This is a genomic window from Armatimonas sp., assembly GCF_964826245.1.
Window position 1 is genome coordinate 1 of record NZ_CBAYMC010000337.1, and the last position, 3,805, is coordinate 3,805.

Below are 3,805 nucleotides of genomic sequence, written 5' to 3' on the forward strand. Positions count from 1 at the left end.
GAAGAAGTAGGGGCACGACGGGCACTCGTCGCGCTCGGTGGGGGTGGCGGGGAAGACCTTGAGGGCGATTCCACGGAGGGCTCTATCGTAGTCGTCTAGGTGCCGCTCGCGGATGCGGGGGCGGTCGGCAACGGGCAGGCGGCGGCCATCTTGGAGAAAGCGCACGAAGACCTGATCGGGGCCGAAGGTCTCCTGGAGGAGTGAGAGGCGCAGATCCGGGTCGGCTTTATCGGCATCGGGAGCGGGGGGCTTGCGGAGGGTGCGGCGCTCCACCTGGCGCGTGCTCTCGCTGAAGTCATCGGGGCGGACGAGAATGGTTCCACTGTCGAGGGGCAGAGCCATCAAGGGGCGCTGGTTTGGCGGGCAGGCGGGGACACTCTTGGCGACGATCTCCCGTGCCAGCTTTTCGTAGAGCGGGTAGGCCGGGTCGCTCTGACTCGGGCCATGCTCGCGCCAGAGGGATTCTAGAGCGCTCGTCGGCTGCGACGACGAGAGGGCAGCAAGAACCGCCCGCTTAAAGCTTTCGTAGGCAGAGGCGCTCCCGACAGGCTTTTCCTCGACCACCTGAAACTCATAGCGCTTGGGGCAGCGCAGGTAGAGCTCGGCATCGGGCGCTTTCACCTCGGGGTGTGTTGGGGGTGTTTCGGGCGGTGGCAGCTCGTTTTCGGAGTCCTTGCTGCGCCAAAAGATTGTCTCCACGCCCTCCACATTATCGAGGCAGTTGAGCAGCGGCGACGGGCGGGCGCTCATGCGACCATGCTTGACGGCGCGGGAGAGCACTAAGTGATCGCGTGCACGGGTGAGCGCCACAAAAAACAGGCGCGCCTCTTCCTCGGAGGCGACCGTCCCAGGCTCCTCTTTTGCCTCTCCCTCCTCGTCGGGAAGCGGCGTGAGCAGGCCGGGCATGGGGCGCGGGGGGAAGCGGCCTACGGCTAGGTTCGGCACAAAGATCGCAGGGAACTCCAGCCCCTTGGCACCGTGCACGGTTAAGAGGTGAACCGCGTCCTCGCTCTCGTTGATCGGGGCTGCGGGGGCGGTACCTAGGCGCGTCAGGCGGCGCAGGTGCTCCAGAAACGCCTGGATGAGCCGTGTCTCCCCGATGCGGAGAATGGCCTCCCGCTCCCGAAACGTCAGCGCGAGCATCAGCAGGCTCGTCACCGCCTCGGGCTCCGCCAGCGTGCGTGCCAGCCCCTCAGCGCCATAGAGCATCTCAATGAGTGCATCGTAGGCATCGGCATTTGTCTCGACTTGCTCATCCAGCCTTGCAAGAAGCATACGAACATCGGGGCGGGTGAGCAAGCCGCCTTCGTCGGGGCCGGGGCCAACGGGAATACCGCGGGCGACAAGGGCTTTCTTCAGGTTGCGTGCCTGGTTTCGGGTCCGGCAGAGCACGGCCAGCTCGCGCCAGGCGTAGCCGGCCTCGGTATACTGCTGCATCGTGCTCGCCATGCCCCCTGCCTGGCCCGCATCGTCGGGAGCAATCGCCAGCGTTGTCGAGGCAAGTCCCTCCCGCCGCGGCTCCCAGACCGCGCTGCCTTCGCCGCTTGCCTGTCCAAAGAGCGAGACCAGTCCGGGGCGGGACCTATAGTTCACCGCCAAGTCCATGCGCCGACCGCCCGGGAAGTCCTCGGCGAATCTTGCCACATTAGCGGGCGAGGCACCGCGAAAGGCATAGATCGCCTGCCGCAGATCGCCCACCGCCCAGAGCGCCGTGCCATCCGGCCCGGTCAAGAGCTGAACCAGCCGCGCCCCCGAGCGGTTGATGTCTTGGTACTCATCCACCAGCACCTGCCGCCACTTGCCTCTCTCCCCCGCCAGCACGTCCGAGTAGCTTTCCAGCAGGCGCAGGGGCCGCACGACCAAGTCTGCAAAGTCCAGCGCCCCGTGCTCGTGAAGCAGGCCCTCGTAGGCGGCGTAGAGCCGGGCGATATCTTGCCAGATCTCATCGCCGCTTGTCTCGGCACGCTGCGCCACTTCCTCGGGAGTCAGGCCGCTCTCTTTCACTTTGGAGATTGCCCGGAGCGCTTCGGGGAGAGGGTAGGCGGGGTCGTGTAAGTACCGCAGGGGCCCTAGCTCCAGCCCCGCAATGCGCCGCTCCAGAAGCGCAAATGCCTCAGCCTCCGTCAGCATCAAGGGGCGCGGCGGGAGCCCGGCAAGCTTCCAGTGCCGCCGCAGGAGATCTAGCCCATAGGAATGAAACGTGGTGATGGCCGCTCGTGCTGCGATGGTCTCGTCCTCGCTGGCGATGCGCTCCTGCATCTCGGCGGCAGCTTTTCGGGAGAACGTCAAGGCGAGGATATTCTCCGGCCTGACATTTTTCTCGCGTACCAGAAACAAAACCCGCGCCGTCAGCGTGCGTGTCTTGCCCGTGCCTGGCCCCGCCCCCACCAGAAGCGGCCCGTAGTCGGCCTTGGCGGCGGCTTCTTGGGAGTCATCGAGGCCCGTCGCCAGGCTCTTCTCCACGGGCGTCTTTTCTAGGGCGGGCAGCACGAGCGGCGCGGTGAGCTGGGCGATGATTGTGGCAAGTGGCAGCCCGAGCTTTTCCGCCATCTCCACCGCATCGAGCTTGTCGTCAATAAAGAGCTTACGGGCCAGCGGTGCCGGAAGAAGAAACTCCCGTGCGTAGACATTGGCCTCCGTCTCGCGGCGCTGCTTGGGGCCGTAGCCACTGCCCGCGCTCTCCGGAATCTCCGCCAAGTCGCCCTCGTCGCAGCGGCACTCCTCCGGGCTATGATGGAGCTTTAAGTGCCCCAGCTCATGTGCCAGAATCAGCCGCCTTTCTTCAGGCTTGGCATCGTCACGCACCCACACTGCCGCTGCTTCGACATCCAAGACCGCATGTGCCATAAACAGCAGGGGGTCGCGGCGTGGGCGCGGGCGCACCGCCAGCCCGGCGGCAGCAAACGCCGCCTCTAGCAAGGCATCGGCGCTGACGCCTAAAGTATCGGGAAGGGCAGCGCGGTCAGCGCGAGCATGAATACGGGCACGGCTCCAGTCAGAGATCACGCGCTATTGTAGGCCGAAAAACGCCCGTTTGCCCGAACTGTATTTTAGAGTCCGAGCAGTCGCATAAGCTCGTCGCCGGAGAGGGTTACCGTATTGTTGGCATATTTTGCATCCGTGTAAGCGGAGCCGGCCGCAAAAATAGCTTCGGGAGAGAGCCGTGTGACAAAAGGTAAGAGCAAGAGATACGGTTCGTTCCATGGAGGCATTTTATGCAAACATGGCTCTTTGTGTGACTGCTCTGTGATAAGAGGGAATATTCGTAACGCTGTCGAAGAGTACTCTCATCATCATGAATGCTCTAAGACTTGCTTCGTGTGCGCTTCTCAGCGCGATCTGTATTGGCATGAGCCTGGCGACTCCCCCCCCAGCCCCCGTCGAGCGGGTGAGAACGGGGGCAGCTGTCTTCAACCGAGACATTCGCCCGATCCTCTCTGACAACTGCTTTGCCTGCCACGGCCCGGATAAGAACAAGCGCCAAGCAAATCTGCGGCTCGACGGGCCGAATCGCGCCGTTGTGCCGGGCGATATTCTGGCAAGCTCGCTGGTGCGCGAGGTGCGTAGCGGGGCGATGCCGCCCGCAGATTTTCACAAGAAGCTCACCGAGTCGCAGAAGCAGCTCCTGATGCGCTGGATTGGCGAGGGGGCCAAGTACCAGAAGCACTGGGCCTACGAAATGCCTGTCAAGCCCGCGATTCCGGCGGGCAAGAGTGCGATTGATTTTCTGGTGCAAAAGCGCCTCGCAGAAATCAAGCTCAAGCCGTCGCCCACTGCCGACCGACGCACTCTCATCCGCCGCCTG

Annotated in this window: 2 protein-coding genes; one reads left to right on the forward strand and one right to left on the reverse strand. The window is 63.9% G+C overall.

The window, feature by feature from the left end; translation table 11 throughout:
• The coding region (locus AC1XOS_RS20960) for a UvrD-helicase domain-containing protein (RefSeq protein WP_481964155.1) at positions 1 to 3,006 on the reverse strand (3,006 nt) is incomplete at its 3' end.
• 289 nt (positions 3,007 to 3,295) lie between these two features.
• On the opposite strand from AC1XOS_RS20960, the gene AC1XOS_RS20965 reads away from it, so the two are divergent.
• On the forward strand, positions 3,296 to 3,805 hold a 510-nt coding region (locus AC1XOS_RS20965; protein ID WP_481964156.1), incomplete at its 3' end, for a c-type cytochrome domain-containing protein.